This window comes from Bacteroides intestinalis, assembly GCF_003464595.1.
GTDB lineage: Bacteria > Bacteroidota > Bacteroidia > Bacteroidales > Bacteroidaceae > Bacteroides > Bacteroides intestinalis_A.
In genome coordinates this window covers 403,295-422,516 of sequence record NZ_QRZF01000004.1, presented here as the reverse complement: position 1 = coordinate 422,516, position 19,222 = coordinate 403,295, and the positions used below count along the sequence as shown (strand labels likewise).

The window sequence follows — 19,222 nt, the reverse complement described above, 5'->3', positions numbered from 1 at the left end:
AACTTCTTGCTTACAAAGAGTTAACTTCTTGTTGACAAGCTCTTAACTTATTGTAAGTAAGATATTTCCTGTTTTTATATAATTTTATAAATAAGATCAGATACTCTTTGTTTTCCAGATGCACCCATAAAAAACTATCTTAAGCTTTTTACAAAGCTTGCGGAACTTCAAATAAAGCAATTGACTGGCAAAAAATCTCGTATAGTATTATCTATGAACCATGGAAAAGAACAGTAATGAGGATGAACCTTTTCTGTTTCGTTAGTGGGTTAATTATCAGTGTATTGCATTTACATTGCATTTGCATGGCGTGGTAAAAGCATTTACCGAAGGATGTAACGCCCTTTACCTCCTATTGTAACGCCCTTTACCTAAGGGTGTAAATGCCTTTACTTCGGCATGTAAATGGAGTTACCATGTGGAGTTAACAAAGTTATACTGTAAGGTCGTGTCTTCGTAAGCTCGCGTCATAATGAAGTCGACTACAATGGGTATATCTGCCGTTTATGCGGGAAAAAAACAAAAAAACATAGATTACGGGTGCGTTTGATATATACACCGTATATAGGATATTATCTTGTAACAGAGGAGGATAAAGCGTAAAAATGTAAAAATCGGGCGTGAGAGTAAGCCTTCTACTCTCACGCTATTTTTTACTCTCACTCATACTTAATATTCTAAATATCACCGATCTATTTCAAGAGTGGTGGTAGTGAGGGTAAAATGAAACTAACTTTTATTGAGACCTGAGTTCAAGTTATAAATGCGATAATTTTTCCGGAAAATTTAATAAACTACTATTGTATATCATCAAAAAACAGTATGTTTGTGCGAATAAATTGCTAATTCTCGTACTATGTGGAAAATAATGTGGATTGAAAGACTACTATGCATTGTAGTAATAGCATTTGTTGTCTTGGCGGCTTGTACACCTCACAAACAAAAAATAGAACAAGATGAGATGCAAGCATTCGAAGCATTTTTCACAGCAAATGGAGATTCCGTATCTATTGCTCCTCGGAAAGTACGTACACAAGCATTGCAAAAAATGCAAGAAATTAAAGACAGTCTGGTACGTTATAACTATCTGATTGTGGCTTCTAAGACTTGTATGATGTCTTCTGATATGGATTCTGCCCGGCTCTTAATACAACAAATCGAAGATTTCACAGAAAGACAGCCCTTCTCTCCGCAATTGGCAGATTTACAGTCTGATTGTTTTAATATGAAGGGGAATATCTATGCGCGTACAGGGCATATGGATTCTGCAGAAGTTTATTTCCGAAAAGCTTATGAACTGCGGATGCATGGCACTAAAATAGAAGTTGTACCTGATATTCTGATGAATCTGGCTGATGCTACTAACCGTTTAGGTAAATTGGACGTGGGAGCGGCATGGTACAGGAGAGCACTGTTATTGTGCGATTCACTAAATATCACTTCTACAAAGAAACCGCCGATTTATTATGGACTAGCACAGATATATGTGGCTTTGCGTGATTTTGAGCAATGTGATTATTATTATAATCTTGCGGCCAGAAGCTATGAGGACATGTTGCCTTTTGAGAAGCATTTCTATCTGAACAACCGCGGGACTTCTTATTATTATCGGGGAGATTATGAAACGGCTATCGATTATTTCCGAAAAGTAACTGATCTTGTTGAAGGTTATCCCGATATGGTTTTCGAGTTGAACTTGGGTTGGTTGAATTTGGGAGATTGCTTCTTGCAAGTGGATGAACCCGATTCTGCAGCTAAATATATCAACAAGTGCCAACTTTTTTTTGAGAAAACAGGAATAACAACTGCACTTTATTATATTGATACACAGAAAATAGAATTGGCACTGATTCAGAAAGACTTGCCTAAAGCTTGGCGTATTTTATCAGAAAGCATAACTTCACCGGATATTGATCCGGATATGGTGAATATACGCAATAAGTATCTGCAGCAATATTATGAAGAAACGGGAGATTATCGGAAGGCATATTTTTATTTGAAAGAAAATAATCGGATGGATGATTCTATCCGTAATGAGCGTGTAGAGATGCGTACGGCTGATCTGGCCTTGCGTTACCAGCAGGATTCTACAGTGATGGCGCAGAAAGTTTTTATCCGGGAAAAGGAGAATGAAGTTCTTGAACTTCGGCAGATGGAGACCTTATGGATTGCCCTTACCACTATTACCTTACTGGTGGTTGTTTTTGTCTATCTGTACAGTAAGAAGAAGCGTGCGTTATTGTTAGCTCAAAACCGTCGTACAGTTTCTTCACTTCGTTTGGAAAATATCCGTAACCGCTTATCTCCTCATTTCATCTTTAATGTGCTTAATCAGGAAATGGCAGGAAGGAAAGCGGAAGAGAAGCAGGAACTATCTTCCTTGGTCAAACTGATGCGGCGTAATTTGGAACTGGCTGAGCAATTATGTGTCACTTTAGCAGAAGAACTGGATTTTGTGAAAACCTATATCGATTTGGAGCGTCGCTCATTAGGGATAACTTTCCATCCGATGATAGAGATTGGTGAAGGTGTGAATCCTGAGCAAGTTCAGCTGCCTTCTATGTTGATACAGATTCCTGTAGAAAATGCGGTGAAGCATGCTCTGAAAGAGAAGGAAGGAGAAAGAAATTTGTGGATTATTATTGCTCGCCAAGCCAATGGAATCTCTATTCAAATCAGGGATAATGGTGGAGGTTATCGTCCAAATAGCCGGAACAGGGGAACTGGTACAGGTATGAAAGTTATTATGCAAACAATTCAGATATTGAATATGAAAAATAAGGAAACAATAGATGTAGCTATACATAATGTTTCTTTATCCAATGGTGAAATTGGATGTGAAGTCACTTTCCTACTGCCGGATAAGTATGATTATAGGATTAAATAATAATGTTTAATCTCGTTTTTAGCAAGGATAGGACGAATAATCACCGGATAATCTATAAAATCACTTTGAGGGTTTTGCCTGAAAACAATATAATCTCTACATTCGTCAAAAGATACATGAAATAGACATGAATAGATATAAAGTTATAATAGTTGACGATGATGATGTAGCACTCGAGAATTTGACTTTCGAGTTAAGTAAAGATGTGCGTTTTTCTTTGGAAAAGACAGCCCGGAATGGTAAGCAAGCCAAAAAAGTGATTGCTAAGATACAACCTGATTTGCTTTTTCTGGATGTGGAAATGCCGGATATGACGGGTATGGAACTGCTGGAGGATATTCGGGATGATGTTTCGTGGAATATGCGGGTTGTTTTTTATACAGCTTACGACAAATATATGATACAGGCCATTCGTGAATCTGCGTTTGACTATTTATTAAAACCTTTCGAAGAGCAAGAATTGAAAGATATATTGGCACGTTTTGTGAAACAGGCTGAGGCGAGACAAAAAGCGGCATTACCTATGAGAATGCCACTGAATAGTGGACAAACGTTCATTGTATTTACTCCGACAAATGATATGCGTGCATTGCGTTCTGCTGAAATTGGTTTTTTCCGGTATTGTTCCGATCGCAGGCAGTGGGAAGTGGTGCTTAATAATCAGCCGCCGTTGGTCTTGCGCCGTGGAATGACTGCTGAACAGATAATTCAGTACTCGCCTTGTTTTGTCCAGATACATCAGTCTTATATTATTAATATTGATTATCTGATGATTATTAAAGATAACAAATGTATATTGTATCCTCCTTTTGATAAGATAACAGAACTTTTAGTCTCAAGAAAGCATAAGAAGGAACTACAAGACAGATATTGTTTGTAAATGAAATTATATTGGTTAGGGAGTCGGCACTTAGATAGTGTTGACAAAGGAAAGAGGGCGCTAAACGTAATGTTCAGCGCCCTCTTTTACAATTTATTTATTAATCAAAAAGGATATTCCTAATTATCGACGTGAAATTATTTCATTTCGATACCCTTGTTCTGCAAAGTGACATTCAATACTCTTGCATATTCAGCATATTGTTTGTCAGTCAGTGCTTTTCTCATCAACTTCAAGTTTCCATAAACTGCATTGTGAAGTTTCTTTTTCTGATCCTTCTTGGCAGTTGTAGCGCGTTCCATCTGTGTAGAGAAGTAATCGCAAATGTTTGCTACTTCTTCATGCTGGTCAGCGGATAAATTCAAATATTTACTCAACTTGGTTACGTTGATGTTACCATCCCATTTTGCAGTTGTAGGTTGATTTCCTGCTGCAAATGTCGTAGCAGTCAGGCAGACTGCTGCCATTAATGTTAATCCTAAACGTTTCATAATACCTACTTTTAATTTGTTATACCTAAAAACAATTCTAACTCTAAAAATCTAATACCTATTGAAAACAGCTCTAAGCGCTTAGCTTTTTCTTTTTACCTGTGCAAATATAGAAATATGTTTTATAACACAAAAACGAAAAAGAAAGAAAGTACTGTTTAGATGACTATTTTTTGATATAGATCAATTATATGATGTTATTTTGATTGTTTGAGGTCTTTTTTGTAATATGAATGTAATATGGTTATCGTACACGGTCGATCAGAATGATAGTGGATGCTTTGCGTGGAATGTATAATAGGCTATCGGGCGGACATGAGTAAATTCAGCTCCTGGCTGATTTCTTCAACAATTTCCCGGGTGGCAAGTGACAGACATTCTGCCATATCATCCAGGCAGCCTTGATTGGCGGCATAGGAATCTTCATAGCTCCGATCTCTGCGAGACTGCTTATGCTTGACATTGTAGGTTTTGTCTAGCAAGCAATTGCCATGGTGCGAAAAACGTATAGAAATGGAAAGTTGAGTTTGTGCCGGGCGGTAACGAGCGCTTTGCAAGGTTATGTAACCACCTTCGAACCAAATAAATCCGCTTTCATTTAAAACAACACCACCAATTGTTTCATTCTGCCTGACTTTTACCTCCAGGCGGTAAACAGAGTCAGCGGGAACTTGATTGTCTTTGTTATCTATTAATTGGAAGCAGGTACTACTATTACATTCGGTTAATAATGCATCCGTGAGGAATTCACGATAAAGTTGGCTGAGAGAATGCTCACCCAGCCGTGTGCGGAAGCGATCCTGTTGTCTATTAAAGATAATCAGTGGAATGAAGAAACCACCTTTCCGCTTGATAGTGCTGTAATAATCAGTGTTGGAGTAATCTATAAAATCCAGATAGATGCTGTCTTTGACTTTGCCGGTATATTCTTGCGAAATAAGCTCATAGAAAAGATTGCTACGCATGCCATTCAATTCTTTCTGCATGCTGCGCGAACTTCGGCAGGAACAGAAAGACACGGCTATTAACAAGAGAAGAATATAATGCTTCATGGTATAATCTTATTGAGTATATGGTGGTAAGTTTTCATTGTCAATAATCTCATCAGGCAGCTGCATTGTCATTCTTGTTTCCGAACTGATTCCTACAAATCCGAGACCGCCTTTTACATTGCTTGGTATGATAACAGGTTCCATGAGTGCTTCCTCATAGTTGTCTGATTCCAGATAGTTTAAAGCTTTCAGATAGCGAAATTCTGCTTCACTGATACTGAGCAGGCGGACAGTGATGCTTTTGGAGCGGCGAGTGACGTTATAAAGTCCTGAATAATCATTATTATAAAGCTGGGTGTAAACTTTCAGTGTACAGGTACTGCCGGAAAAGCGTCCATCTGTGAAAACATTGTATTTGTTTTCAATGTAACTACCGAACGGATCATCTTCGTAATCTTCACTATTACTGGGCTTTCCATCTGTTAATATGATATCTTCCCGATTTATCAAATCTGTATACCGTGAGTAGACAATGGTGTCTTTATAGTTGTTATATTGCCCGTAAACGGTGATGTCATTTCGTATGTCCAGCCGATAATGATTCTTTTCATTGGGACGATCTTGCAAGGTGATTTTAAATTGGCGGTAAGTATTCCAACCATTGTATTCTTTGAGTCTGGCGAGGCATGTATCCACCTGAATCGTATTTACAGGGTAAGGGACAGTCACTTCTGCTGTTGCATGGTATTTCCCGTTTTCTGCTATAGCTTCCAGACGAATGTTATCTCCAGGATTCAGAGTCGTGGTGATACGATACTTCTTTCGCTTTGCAATTTCAGGAAGATTATTGAGAGGTGCGTCTGGATCATAAACTACATCCAGACTACCGATAGGCTTCAATGGAGGTAGTTCTTCGGGAGTTTCGGCAAGTTGTCCATTGATGTAAAGAGTAAGGCTGGCAGTTTCAACATGTGAGATACCCTCTATACCACTTACACTAAGAAAGACGAAATTCTCATGCTCACCGGCATCGAGAAGGGCATTCATAATGAGTTGCGGTTCACGATATGGTGGGGTGTAGGGGATCTCATTCTCACAAGAGGCGAAGAGATTGATACCTACATATATAATAAGGTATAAGAAAAATTTTCTTGTTTTCATTTTCGTCTGAATTTATAGTATAACTGTTCTTCTTAAAATTTATAAGTATAGGTAACAGATGGAATGATTGGCAATAAAGTCAGCTTTTTGATAACAATTTTTGTTTTGTCATAAGCTTCGTACATATTCCCATCATCACTCTGGTACCAAAATTTATTATTATGGTACTGATTTTCATAATATTTATCCATATAATAATCACTGTTTCGTTGTTTGGTATAGATTAATGTTGGGTTCATTGCATTATAAGCATTGTAAATGCTAATGTTCCAGATGCGCATGCCATGCTTCGTTTTCTTATTGAAGTTTATACCAAGGTTCAGGCGATGACTGGAAGGCAGACGATAATTATTACGTCTGGAGATATAATTGGCCTGTGTGATGCTACCATCAGGTTTGATGATAACGGTTTGTTGTTCCGGTATGGTAGCTGTTCCTCCACTGTTAAACACCCAAGAAGCGCCGACATCAATCCGTTTGTTGAATTTATGGTTAAGGGAAAGACTTATATTATGTCTACGGTCATATTTATAAGGAAAACGTTCACCATTGTTGATGCCACCTTCTTTGAACTGACGGTCCGCTTTTGCCAGAGTATATGCCAGCCATCCGGTGGTTTTACCCATTGTTTTCTGCGCCATGAATTCTATTCCCATTGAACGCCCTTTACCCATTTCCACTTTATCTTCCCAGTTAGTAGAACTTCCGAAGAATGAAACACCATTCTGATATTCCAGTACATTACGCATTTGCTTGTAGTAGCCTTCTACTGAGAACTCCCAACCAGGGATTCCTGTATAATATCCACCTATGGAGTATTGATTGGAAAACATAGGGCGTATATTTTTAGTGATAGGTACCCAAAGATCTGTAGGCATGGCAAGAGGAGTAGATGACAATTGATGTACATACTGTGCCATCTGAGAGAAAGATGCTTTTACAGAGAAGTCATGATCGAATCGATAACGGACGGAAACTCGTGGTTGTGCTGAAAAGTAATTCTTACCCTGTGTGTTAAATAGGGAAAAGTGAACTCCTGCATTTATGCTGGTGCGACTTCCAATGTCGAAATTATCCTCTGCGTAGATTGAAACTTCATGTCCATGCAGATAGCTGTTTGAAATTCCGTGATATAAAGTATCTTGTCCTATTTCTCCGTTTTCTTCTTCCTTCATTTTCGAGGTAGTTGTTTCGGGACGGAAGGTATGGTATAAGTATTCCACACCAAACTTTATGTGGTGTGCAGGAATAGGGGTGTAGTCGAAATCTGTCCGAAAACTCCAGTCACGGATCCCCGAACGATAATCCGAATGGTACTGAAAACCATATTGCTCTTTGCTAATGATACGATGTTCTATAGATTTGCTGCGTAACTGCATTCGATAGCTATTGAAAGCTATAGTAGTATTACTGAATAGTTTATTGTTGAATACATAGTTCCAACGTCCTGATACAATGGTATTTCCCCAGTTCAGGCTCGTTTTATCATTATAATTATTCTTCTGATAAGTCTCTGATCCTTCATCGCCGTATGTATAGTCTTCTTTGAGGCTGAAATGATAATGATCTTTTCCGTGGTAGAAACCAAGGAAAAGGCGACTACGGTCACTGAATTTATGATTGACCTTGGCATTGAGATCATAAAAGTAATAATTGTAACTTTCTCCATCACTTGTGAATAAGTTAGATAAAAAAGCAGTATGCGTACCACGTCCGCTAAGCGAAAAAGAAGTGCGATCTTTGATAATAGGTCCTTCCAAATGTATTTTATCAGTGAGTGTACCTATGCTCAGTGCGCCATGATAACGCTTCATATCCCCGTCGTTGGTACGCACATCTACAATAGACGAAAGACGTCCGCCATAGCGTGCCGGAAAAGAACTCTTGAACAGTGTAACCTTTTTCACAGCTTCGGGTGTGAAGATAGAGAAAACACCCAATAGGTGGTCGGCATTATATATAGGAATACCGTCCAGCAATATCAAGTTCTGATCCGGTCCTCCACCACGTACATATAAACCGGAGAAGCCTTCGGTTCCTGCCTGTACGCCTGGCATTAGCTGGATGGTTTTCAATATATCAGCCTCCCCCAGTACAGCGGGTGTATGTTGTATTTGTGCCATGGGAATCTCATGTGCACCCATGGCGGTGGCTTGGATACCAGCTTCCTTTTTATCCGAAAGTATGATCACTTCCGCCAGTTCGTTATTAGTGTTCAGGCGAATATTGAGCACGGTGTCTTGGTTTAGCGGGAACGAACTGTGCCGTGTTTCGTACCCTAAATACGAAAAACTTAATTCTGCATCTCCCTCAGGTAAGGTGAGGGTATAGAAACCGAAAGGATTGGTGGCAGTGCCCACACGCTGACGACTATCGAGAACATTGGCACCAATCAGCGTCTCGGAAGACGCTCCGTCCGTCACGTATCCGCTGATCGTGAACCGTCGGCTTACGGTTTTCTGCGGCATGGGCCGCTTATGTAGCAAAATATGTTTTCCTGATATTTCGAAGCCTATAGGCTGCATTTCAAAAGCCTTCCGCAGGATTTCATTGATAGTGAGATCGCGGACAGCCAATGTGATACGGCTATTCAAGCGTACTTCTTCTCCATAGATGAAGCTGTAACCTGTTTTTTGTTCCATTTGTTTCACAAACTCTTCCAACGTAGCATTTTGTAGTTTAATACTAAAACGCGTTTGTGAAGGGTTGGCCTGTAAAACACAAGTGGCAAATACGAGCGTACTTTGTAGAGTACAGGTCGAGAGGAGAACCGCTCCCACCAGGAATAATTTCCTGATGGTGCGGGGTGAGCAGATAGAGGATTTCATTCTAGTTTAATTTTTGTGTGATCGTTATAGTGTCATTAGTTTTTGTGTATCCAAACTTTTGGTTGCGACAAAGCAAAGAAAGGATTTCTTCCAATGTTTCACCATCGGAAAAAGTAGCCGTCATGTGGTAGTTCTGCAAATCAGTATCTTCTATACGGATGTCCGTATGAAAAGCATTGGAAAGTTGCCGGACAATCTCCTGCAGGGGAATACTTTTAAAAAGCAGTGTTCCGTTTCTCCAGGCAATCTCTTCCGATGCATCCTTTTCGGTGTGTAAAGTTAAGCTCTTTTTATCCTTATTGTAAATGGCACTTTCGTTAGGTGAGAGTACCAGGCTTTCTTCTTCTTTACCGATGAGGCTGACAGCTACAGAACCTTCCAGTAACGTTGTTTTAACTTGCGCATCTTCGGGATAGGCTTCGATATTGAAATGAGTACCCAAAACTTGTACTATAACCGCTTCGGCCTCCACCTTGAAAGGGTGTGCCGCATCTTTACTGACTTCGAAGTAAGCTTCACCCTGCAACTGTACTTTCCGGTCTTTTCCTCTGAACCGTTCGGGGTAAGTCAGAGTTGAATAGCGGTTCAGTACTATTTCTGTTTGGTCGGGTAGCGTTATACTACGTGTTTCTGCCAGCGTGGATACGGTTTGCAATGGTACCGGGGCGAACATATAGTATGCCCACCATCCCAGTACGCAAAGCACGGCAACGGCGGCTGCACTCGCCATAGTGCGCAATGAAAGGATGCGGCGTTGCAGACGTGGTAACCGTTTTTCAAGAAGTATCCAACTGTTAGCTTTGGAAAATTTTCCTCTCGGCGAACGGGTGGAGGCTACGAGTTTATTGAGTATTTTTTCAAAATCTTGTTCCATGTTCTTCATCTTTCTTTCCTATAAAGACAGTTAAAATGAAAAAACTCCCTACGCTAAATCCTTTTTTATTTGAGAAATTGGATCTTTTGCTGATTCATTCTCGTTATTTATTTAAGTTTCGCAAGCTCAACTTATTAGTTAACAAGGTTTCAGTTGACAAGGTGACAAGGGAGATAGTCTCACAAACAATTCTCACCTATCGTATTCTCATGAAAAGTCTGACATTCTTGCCTTGTTCCCTTGTCAACTGAAGCCTTGTTGACTGCGAAAGTTGAGCTTGCGAAACTTGAGTTATTTATTATAGTGAAAGTCAGGTTCAGGTTATTTGGGTTCCAGGTAGACCGTGATTTGTGTTCTTTTTGCTTCCTTGTCCTGCGGGATACAGACTATACGAAACTCTGCTTTATTTTTAATTTTCTTGGGATAGATCTTCACACGCAGATTGGCAGATTTCTTTTTTGCAGGAATAATAACCTTTTTATCCTCGATGCTGAATACGACAGTTTGTCCTGGCATACTTACTCCGTTGATAAGGACTTCCCGATCTTCTTTTTTCTTCTCTGCGGCGATAATTTTAATGTCGAACTCTTCAACATCTTTACTTCTGTCGAATGAATAATTCTTGGTAGTCTTGTCAAAGCCTACATACTCTTCGGGATAATTGGAATTGTTCTCACTGCATGCGGCAAGGATGAAGAGAATAGCTGCAGCTCCCGCCATTTTTTTACAAAGTTGTTTCATACTGTTTTAATTTAGTTTAGTTTATAGTTCATAATTAAAGACAGGGGCGGAAAAAGAACTCCCTATAGGAATAAAACTAAAATGTGTTAATGTGTGGAAGAGGGGGGGATATATGATTATGGCTCTTGTTGGATCATGTATTATCCAGCAAGAGCCATACGATATAAAGAGGCTATACTTTAATTAGCTTGATTCTCAACAGTATTTTGATTGCTGATAGTCTTTACATATTCTATCCGGATATTACTCTGTTCATTTTCCTCTAACAGCATAGAATGAGGTTCCGGTACTGAGAGCTTTATTTCTGTCGCGTTGAAATTCCGTGTAAAACGGATCATTCCTGCCTTCTGAGCCTGTGCTTCAATAGCATGCAGATAGAAATTTTCCAGGCGTAATGAGTCATTTTCACCGGAGGCGGAAATGAATTCCCGTACATAGGTTGTTTTGACATGGGATAAGTATATGTTACGGAAATGAGGATAGCCCTTCTCTGGGGGATCTACCGGGGTGAGCATCGTTTGCCAATGTTCCGGTATTTCTTTACCTTTATACTCTTCAGGCAGTGTACTATAGCTGTATTTAGGATTCCAGTTAGGCTCGGCTCCAAGAACTCTGCGGTTATTTTCGGCTTCTACCCGGGTTACAAAAATATTCTCGATGGTTCCACCACGGGTTGTGGCACTTTTCAGTTGTAATATAACCGAAGTTCCCATGGCTTTGAGGTCGTGAGCCAGTACATTGCGTATGCTGCCGGAAGTTTCGCTGCCGCATGTAATCAATCCTCCACCTTTGTGAGCGATACAATTGCGTATCACTACATTTTCTGTAGGACGGTTCACGCGTAAACCGTCAGCATCTCTACCCGCCTTCAGGCATATATTATCATCGTTACAGTCTATTTCACAGTTTTCTATCAAGATATTTGTGGATGAATCGATATCGATGCCATCCGTACTGGGTCCACGTCCGCCAATATTGTTATTAATAATTAATCCGTCTACTGTACAGTGGTCAGAGTATAAAATCTGGCATCCCCAAAAACCGGTACGCATCAATGTAAAATTACTTAGAGTGACGTCCGAACTGTTTTCAACGAGGATACCGCGGACACGCTTACAGTCGTAATCCACAATCCAGCGTAAACCTTTGGCTTCATATTCTTTCCGCATAGCCCAGTATTTATCCCAAAATATCTTACCCCGGCAATCCAGAGTCCCTTCGCCACTGACAGATGCTTTCTCTTCGCCGATGATATTTATTACTGCTGCGGGCCATACCATTTCAATACCTGCAATGCGTGAGCGGAATTCCGGATAACAATGAATATCAGAACAGGCTATCAGGGTCACGCCTTTACTTATTTGCAGATTAACCCCGCTTTTGACAAAAAGTGCTCCTGTCAGATAATAACCCGGTTGCAGCGTAACGGTTCCTCCTCCGGAGAGTGCGCAACTGTCTATTGCTTTTTGAATGGCATCTGTACTAAGAACCGTACTATCGGCAACAGCACCGAAGGAGTTAGCGGATACCACTGTACTACTATCCGGTAATTGCCGGCTACCTACATTCTCTGCCCAGGAGAAATCCGGTTGTTGAGGGATTTTTCCCCATTCAAAGTTATCAGTATCCAGTCGGGGGTGTGCACACGAAAAAAGAAGCGCTCCAGACAAGAGTAGGGAAAAGGTATATCTTCTTTTCATATAATTAAAGTATTGATTATTAATTGTCATCTGATCTCTATGAATTCTACTGAAAAATTCACCGCTAAAGTAGGGCATTTGCATCATTTGTTATATAGAGGTATGTACAGATGCATGTAATATTTGTTTTCGTATGGCATTTATACCTTGTTCATACCTGGACCGTATCCGAACCGTACTTGCTCCGTACATTCTCCACTCAGAGGTACCTCTACACGGAGAAAGTACGGTGTTGGTACGGAGCAAGTGTGTTTCAGTAGGGGGTGGAAGTACTGGGATTTGATGAAAAACACGATTTTCTATGTTTTTGTCTGTTTTTACATTGCCTCTTTTTTTAAATGGTGCTAAGTTTGCGATACATTTTAATATTATTGAAAAATAGAAGATATGAGACAGCTATTCGTGCTCTTGATTGCACTGGGTATTTGGATGCCGGTAAATGCCAAACAGATAACTTTCACAAAGAAGGGGATAATTCATTACCATATGAGTGGACAAGACACTCTTGTTGTCCAGACTGCTTTTAAAAAACACTATACTTTGGCTATTGCTCCGTATAAAGGTGATAAGGCTTGTGCTATCAGTTATACATTCGACGACGGCTTGGCAGAACAATATTCATTGGTTGCTCCTCAGTTTGAAAAAAGGGGATTCCGAGGGACATTTGCTATTAATGGTTCTAAGATTAATAGCGATGGTGGACTAACTACAGATACCACAAGGATGAGCTGGTCGCAAGTGAAAGACTTATTGGACAGAGGACATGAGATATCAAATCATGGTTGGAAACATAAGAATTTTGCCCGATTTCCATTAGAGGAAATCAGAGAGGATATTTATAAAAACGATAGTGCCATATTTGCCAATACAGGAGTCATGCCCCGTACTTTTGTATATCCTAATAACAATAAGAAAGAAGAGGCTAAGAAGATTGCAGTTCAGAACCGGGTAGGTACAAGAACCAAACAACGTTCTATCGGTAGCAAATCTACTCCTCAGAATCTGGAGGCCTGGGTAAATACTTTAATAGAAACCAATGATTGGGGCGTAGGTATGACACATGGCCTGACCTATGGTTATGACGCTTTTCGTGATCCACAACGCTTTTGGGATCATTTAGATCAGGTCAAGGCAAAGGAAGATAAAATCTGGGTTGGGACATTCCGTGAAGTGGCGGCTTATGTTGAAGAAAAGGGAGTAACTCAGTTGGATATTGTGTGCGAAAAGAATCATTTGAGAATTACTCCGGGATTGACTTTGGATAAGGAGCTATTTATAGAACCACTGACGCTGGTTATTAGAGGAAAGCATATAAAAAAGATTTCCGTCAGACAAGACGGGAAGAAACTGCCTGTGCAACTTCATATAGATAAAGCCGTTTTCGACTTTAATCCTTATGGAGGTGTGATAGAAGTAAATCTTAAATAAGTAAAACCATGAAAAAGATGTCTATTATGAAATAATTGGCAAGCTTGAAACTTGATTGAAAACTTAAAGTTTTTTTTGAGAAAGTGAAGTACAAACGAAAATGAAAATCTAATGAAGCAAGTGATGAAACATCTTATTTTCTCTCTTATTTTTGCTGTAAGTAGCTGTTATATGGCTGCATCCAAGCCGGTCCATGTAATTATTACAGCCGGTCAGTCGAATACTGACGGACGGACCTCAAATAAAGACTTACCAGACTATATTAAAGCATTGGCAAAAGATACTGTAGAGTATTCTGAAGGGGCATATCCTTATTGCCGGATTGCACAGAATGATCCGGACGGAAAATTTATCCCTTTTTGGCCCCGGGCTGCGCGAAGTGAGCGAAATGCCCTATGGGCCTATGACGCTGTGACTTATTATTGGCTGGAACAGTTATTAAAAGAAAAATTTTATGTGATTAAATGGGCAGTTGGCGGAACTTCTATTGCCCCTAACTATGATTCTGCAAAAGGAAGATATTGGTCGGCAAATCCTGAATGGTTATCTCAAACAGAATCGACATCTAAAGGAGGAAGATCGTTATTATTGTCATTTATTCAGGAAATAGATATTTGCATTGATCAAACTCTTTCGAAGTTGGAAGAAGGGTATCAAATAGATGCTTTTCTCTGGCATCAGGGAGAGAGTGATCAGCGTAAGGGAAAAGATTATTATGATAATCTGAAGGCTGTAGTCACTTATGTACGCACACATTTAAGTCAGAAAACAGGCAAGGATTATTCGAAGCTTCCCTTTATATTCGGCACAGTTGCCAGAAGTAATAAATCCTACAGCAGTGAGGTGGAAGCAGGTATGCGCCGCCTGGCAGAGGAAGATTCAAATGCTTATCTGATAGATATGTCTGATGCGGAGCTATTGAACGACCGACTTCATTTTAATAAAAAATCGGCGGAGCATTTGGGTAGGGAAATGTATAAGTGTTTGGCTGAAATTATGTTTTAAAGGAATTATCCCGGAATTAATAAAGTAATCATTTAAACCGTCTTAGATATGTTTGGACTCAATAAAAGAATCATCAAGTCAGCTACTGTATTGTTAGTAGCGGTCAGTTTGTGTAGTTGTAGTAAGGTGCAGAAACCACAAGTAGAATGGCCGACAATTACACCGGAGATGAAACCGTGGACTCGTTGGTGGTGGATGGGGAGTGCCGTTAATGAAAAAGATTTGAATGTTGCACTCGAAGCATATCAGAAGGCTGGACTTGGTGGAGTTGAAATAACTCCTATATATGGGGTTCGTGGAACTGAAGATCAGTTTGTAGAGTATTTGTCTCCTGAATGGGTCGAACATTTCACTTATACTCTTCGGGAAGCGAAGCGGTTAGGGTTGGGAGTGGATCTTGCTAATGCTTCGGGATGGCCTTTCGGAGGTCCCTGGATTGATGAGAGTAAGGCTTCCAAAAATATGAGTTCAAAAGTGTATAGATTGAAAGGCGGACAAACACTAACAGATGTGATTTCTTATAAGCAACAGCCATTAGTGCGTATGCAAAGTAATAGGAAACTGCAAACTACAGACGTGAAATTTCCCTTAGCAGCCAATCAACCACGCCAGGAATATGCTTTTGATCAGGTTCGTTATGAAAAAGAGCTTCCGCTACTGGTAGTAACGGCTAATAGAATCTCAGAGAACGGCTTCAAGGAGGTCATAGATCTGACTGATAAAGTAATTGAAGGTAAGCTTGTATGGACTGCTCCCGAAGGTGAATGGATGATTTGTGCGCTATTTCAGGGTGATCATGGGAAAATGGTAGAACGTTCCGGCCCGGGTGGAGAAGGACTGGTGATAGATCATTTTTCAGAAGATGCATTAAAGACTTATTTGAATAAGTTTGATGAAGCTTTTAAAGGAAAAGATTTAAGCTATTTGAGGTATTATTTTAATGACTCGTATGAAGTGGATGATGCTTCGGGAGAATCTAACTGGACGCCTGAATTCTTTGCGGAGTTTCAGAAGTTCCAGGGATATGATCTGAAAGAATATTTGCCGGCTTTGCTTGGATTGGATACATCGGAGATGAATAGCAGAATATTGTATGATTATCGTATGACTATCAGCGAACTCTTGCTTGATAAGTATACCAAAAACTGGCAACAATGGGCAGCCAGGCAAGGAAAGGGAATCCGAAATCAAGCACATGGTTCTCCTGCTAATGTGCTCGATTTATATGCGGCAAGTGATGTCCCGGAAATAGAGGGAAATGATATTGTAAATCTGAAAAGTGCGTCTTCGGTGGCACATGTCACAGGCAAGAAATTGGTTTCTTCGGAAACGTGTACATGGTTGAGTGAGCATTTTGAATCTACTTTGGGGATGGTGAAGTCGAATGTTGACAAATTCTTGTTAGCTGGAGTCAATCACATATTTTATCACGGCACTGCATATTCTCCTCAGGATGCCATGTGGCCCGGATGGCTTTTCTATGCTGCCGTACATTTTACTCCGGCTAATAGTTTCTGGGAAGATTTTGGAACGATAAACCAATATGTATCCCGGGCACAAAGTTTCTTGCAGGCTGGTAAACCCTCTAATGATATTCTACTTTATTTTTCTATTGCCGATTTATGGTCTGTCCCTAGGAAAAGAGGTCTGTTGAGCCATTTCGATTCCGGTCATCTTTTCAATGAATTGTCAATGAAAGAATGTGGGGATTTCTTTACGGAAAACGGTTATTCATGGGATGCCATATCAGATAAGCAATTGCTTGATGTAACTTATAAAAAGACGGTTTTATCTACAGGTGGAAATGATTATCAAACAATTGTTGTACCTGAAACTCATCTGATCCCTGCGGAGACATTCGAAAAACTGATGAATCTGGCCAATGATGGGGCTACAATATTATTCCATAAAATTCTTCCAACGGGTGTTCCCGGACTATCTGATATGGAGAAGGCCGAAAAACGATTGAATGATCTTAAAGAACAACTGTCGTTTACCGGGCAAGGTAATGTACGTATGGCTTCTTATGGGAAAGGAAAGATTGTTTTGTCTGATGACTTATCTGCATTAGTGGATAAAGCAGAAGTAAGGCCGGAGAAGATTGTAGCTTCCGGTTTACAATGTATCCGTCGCATAAAGGATAATGGTGATTTTTATTATTTTATTAAGAATCCTGCAAAAGAAGCATTTGACGGGTGGATTACACTTAATGTAGATTATCGTTCTGCTGCCTTATATAATCCGATGAGTGGTGTAGCAGGTTATGCAAAGGTGAAGGAAGATGGGGGTAAACATGAAATCTATATTCAGATGAAACCTGATGAGTCTTTGGTTATAGAGACTTTCCAAGGGAAGGCAAATGGAGAATTTTATCCTTATTATGAAGAAAATGGAGATCCGGTGGGCGTTATGGGTGACTGGACGCTGACTTTTGTGAAAGGCGGTCCGGAATTACCTGCTTCAAAAACGGTTCGACAGCTTGAATCCTGGACTACTTGTGGTCCTGAGTACGAAGTGTTTTCCGGCACTGCAGAATATGTAACACAAATTCCTGCATTACCTGCTCAAGCTCCAGTTTGGCTTTTAAGTGTGGAAGAAGTGCATGAAAGTGCCTCTGTTTATGTGGATGATACATACATCGGAACTCTTATCAGTGCTCCTTATAGTATTGAAATTCCCGGAAATCTTCTGAAAGAGGATAGTAAACTTAAAATTAGGGTTTCAAATCTGATGGCTAACCGCATAGCCGATCTTGATAAAAAGGGTATTGAGTGGAGAAAATTCTATAATACCAACTTTAATGCAAGGCGGAAGGAGAATGTAGGAAAGGACGGTAAATTTTCTGCGGAGAATTGGGAACCGAAGCGGTCCGGACTTTGTGGTGTTGTAACGTTAACTCCACTTCGCTTGGTTCAATAAGCGTGATACTTTCATGTAATTTGATGTAATTATGTTTTTAAAGAATTGTATTATAACGAATAAATTATAAGAATGAACTATATGAAAAACATTGCTAAACCAATATTATTGGTGTCAGGAATCGTTGTTACGCTCCTATTCACAGGGACAGTCTTAGGTTATGCTTCGAATAATGAAGATGGAAATGGTACTCTTGAAAATCCGATTGCCGTAGTTTTGCAGCAACCGGGTTTCTGCTCCATATTTCGTTCTTGGGGATTTATAGGCGATTCTCTATGTAGTGGAGAACATGAATATCATAAATCAGATGGAAGTAAAGGATATGCTGATCTATATGAATATTCCTGGGGACAATTCATTTGCTATGCAACCGGAGCGAAAGGAGATAATTATTCACAGGGTGGAGAAACGGCGAGGGGATGGATAGAGCGTTTCTGGAATAATCCTAAAAATAGGAATAACAACATAGATGCTAAGGCAGAACCTAAACAGGCATATATTATTGCTTTAGGAGTGAACGATACGTACAAGAAACATCCGGTTGGTAATGTGGAGTCGGATATAAATAAAAATGATTATACCAAAAATGCCCAGACTTATACAGGATGTTATGCCGGAATCATACAACGTATCCAGAGTATACAGCCTGATGCGAAGATATTTGTTGTTACACGTCCTAAAGAGGAATCCACTAATGAGGCATACAATGAAGTGGTGCGCCGGATGGCCGATATCTTTAAAAATGTATATGTGATAGATTTATATAAATATGCACCGTCGTATAGTAAAGAAGATGATTTCCGTACCAAATACTTCATGGGAGGTCATCTTAATGCAGCCGGATATCAATATACTGCCTGGATGTTTATGACTTATATTGATTGGATTATACGTCATAATCTGAAAGATTTTGAGCAGGTTGCGTTTATTGGTACTGATTATAAATACTAATCCTCAAAGGTAAAGTAGTAACCTTTCTTTTGGTAAATACTAATTCGTCCCTCCATGGAGAACATTGCGTCCCCTTATAAGGAACATTGCGTCCCTCCATAAGGGAACGCAATGTTCCTTATAAGGGGACGAATTAGTGTTTATAGCTACATTATTAAATGGTGGTAATAGTAGAGGTAGTATTAGTTACCGGGAGTTAATTTCATTATGAATGATTAATAATCATTTTCTTCAAAATCGTACAGGGATGGATAGTATTTGCCAATGATTCCTTTTAAGGACTCTGTAATTTTGATGGAAATTTGTGCAAGAATATGGAAATATTGGGCAAATAGACGATGTAATGGTGGCATTCTATTCGGGTG

At 39.8% G+C, this 19,222-nt stretch carries 13 protein-coding genes; 6 read left to right on the top strand and 7 right to left on the bottom strand.

The features are described 5' to 3' along the window. Positions 1-856: 856 nt before the first annotated feature. Both DWW10_RS08270 and DWW10_RS08265 read left to right on the top strand, forming a co-directional pair. Positions 857-2,887 carry a tetratricopeptide repeat-containing sensor histidine kinase gene (locus tag DWW10_RS08270; protein WP_022394145.1) on the top strand — a complete coding sequence of 677 codons (2,031 nt, stop codon included), beginning with the start codon at positions 857-859 and terminating at the stop codon, positions 2,885-2,887. A 127-nt stretch (positions 2,888-3,014) separates the two neighbouring features. Continuing rightward, complete coding sequence (locus DWW10_RS08265; RefSeq protein ID WP_022394144.1) at positions 3,015-3,767, top strand: LytR/AlgR family response regulator transcription factor; 753 nt, start codon at positions 3,015-3,017, stop codon at positions 3,765-3,767. A 137-nt stretch (positions 3,768-3,904) separates the two neighbouring features. Here the strand turns inward: DWW10_RS08265 and DWW10_RS08260 are convergent, their stop codons facing one another. The 7 genes from DWW10_RS08260 to DWW10_RS08230 form a co-directional block, all read right to left on the bottom strand. Then, the gene (locus tag DWW10_RS08260; RefSeq protein ID WP_007660134.1) at positions 3,905-4,258 is read right to left on the bottom strand and encodes a hypothetical protein; all 354 of its coding nucleotides are present in this window, start codon (positions 4,256-4,258) and stop codon (positions 3,905-3,907) included. Between the two features lie 302 nt (positions 4,259-4,560). Then, positions 4,561-5,310 carry a hypothetical protein gene (locus DWW10_RS08255; protein WP_022394143.1) on the bottom strand — a complete coding sequence of 250 codons (750 nt, stop codon included), beginning with the start codon at positions 5,308-5,310 and terminating at the stop codon, positions 4,561-4,563. Positions 5,311-5,319: 9 nt separating this feature from the next. Further along, complete coding sequence (locus DWW10_RS08250) at positions 5,320-6,411, bottom strand: DUF4249 domain-containing protein (protein WP_022394142.1); 1,092 nt, start codon at positions 6,409-6,411, stop codon at positions 5,320-5,322. Positions 6,412-6,443: 32 nt separating this feature from the next. Further along, positions 6,444-9,239, bottom strand: coding sequence for a TonB-dependent receptor (locus DWW10_RS08245; protein WP_022394141.1), 2,796 nt, complete (start codon positions 9,237-9,239; stop codon positions 6,444-6,446). A gap of 1 nt (position 9,240) precedes the next feature. Beyond that, positions 9,241-10,122 carry a FecR family protein gene (locus tag DWW10_RS08240; protein ID WP_182021370.1) on the bottom strand — a complete coding sequence of 294 codons (882 nt, stop codon included), beginning with the start codon at positions 10,120-10,122 and terminating at the stop codon, positions 9,241-9,243. 312 nt (positions 10,123-10,434) lie between these two features. Continuing rightward, on the bottom strand, positions 10,435-10,854 hold the full coding sequence (locus DWW10_RS08235; RefSeq protein WP_022394138.1) for a hypothetical protein: 420 nt from the start codon (positions 10,852-10,854) through the stop codon (positions 10,435-10,437). Positions 10,855-11,033: 179 nt separating this feature from the next. Beyond that, positions 11,034-12,554 carry a glycoside hydrolase family 28 protein gene (locus DWW10_RS08230; protein WP_118421201.1) on the bottom strand — a complete coding sequence of 507 codons (1,521 nt, stop codon included), beginning with the start codon at positions 12,552-12,554 and terminating at the stop codon, positions 11,034-11,036. A gap of 387 nt (positions 12,555-12,941) precedes the next feature. Here DWW10_RS08230 and DWW10_RS08225 point away from each other — a divergent pair, with 387 nt between their 5' ends. The 4 genes from DWW10_RS08225 to DWW10_RS08210 all read left to right on the top strand — a co-directional run bounded on the left by DWW10_RS08225 (position 12,942) and on the right by DWW10_RS08210 (position 18,857). Further along, positions 12,942-13,982: a polysaccharide deacetylase family protein gene (locus DWW10_RS08225; protein WP_022394136.1), complete on the top strand. Its 1,041-nt coding sequence runs from the start codon at positions 12,942-12,944 to the stop codon at positions 13,980-13,982. A 123-nt stretch (positions 13,983-14,105) separates the two neighbouring features. Beyond that, positions 14,106-14,987 (top strand): sialate O-acetylesterase, encoded by an 882-nt coding sequence (locus tag DWW10_RS08220; RefSeq protein WP_022394135.1) that lies wholly within the window; start codon positions 14,106-14,108, stop codon positions 14,985-14,987. Positions 14,988-15,035: 48 nt separating this feature from the next. Then, positions 15,036-17,906: a glycosyl hydrolase gene (locus tag DWW10_RS08215; RefSeq protein WP_022394134.1), complete on the top strand. Its 2,871-nt coding sequence runs from the start codon at positions 15,036-15,038 to the stop codon at positions 17,904-17,906. A gap of 81 nt (positions 17,907-17,987) precedes the next feature. After that, positions 17,988-18,857, top strand: coding sequence for an SGNH/GDSL hydrolase family protein (locus DWW10_RS08210; protein WP_022394133.1), 870 nt, complete (start codon positions 17,988-17,990; stop codon positions 18,855-18,857). Positions 18,858-19,222 lie beyond the last annotated feature (365 nt).